Origin of the sequence: Micrococcus sp. HG099, from assembly GCF_024723355.1 — a bacterium.
GTDB lineage: Bacteria > Actinomycetota > Actinomycetes > Actinomycetales > Micrococcaceae > Micrococcus > Micrococcus endophyticus.
The window spans coordinates 1-438 of the sequence record NZ_JANQCJ010000307.1; the positions used below are offsets into that span (position 1 = coordinate 1).

Consider the following 438-nt stretch of genomic DNA (forward strand, 5'->3'; position numbering starts at 1 on the left):
GTGGAAGACCTGGTGAATGCCCAGATCCGCCGTAACCTGCCAATCGAAACCCACATCATGGATCTCGAGGCAGCGAAGAAGAAAGGTGCGATGGCGCTGTTTGGCGAGAAATATGACGACCGCGTTCGCGTGCTGAGCATGGGCGACTTCTCTACCGAACTGTGTGGCGGTACTCACGCATCCCGCACCGGTGACATCGGCTTGTTCCGCATCGTTTCCGAGTCGGGGACGGCGGCAGGCGTGCGTCGTATTGAGGCGGTGACCGGGGAAGGCGCAATTGCCAGCCTGCATGCGCAGAGCGACCAGCTACACGAGATCGCGCAGCTGCTGAAAGGCGATAGCCAGAACCTGGGCGAAAAAGTGCGTGTCGCGCTGGATCGTACCCGTCAGCTGGAAAAAGAACTCCAGCAGCTGAAAGAACAGGCTGCGGCGCAGGAG

At 60.0% G+C, this 438-nt stretch carries 1 pseudogene; it reads left to right on the plus strand.

From position 1 onward, the window contains the following. Nucleotides 1-12 precede the first annotated feature (12 nt). Nucleotides 13-438, plus strand: a pseudogene (locus NWP10_RS12360) (alanine--tRNA ligase); the annotation flags it as partial.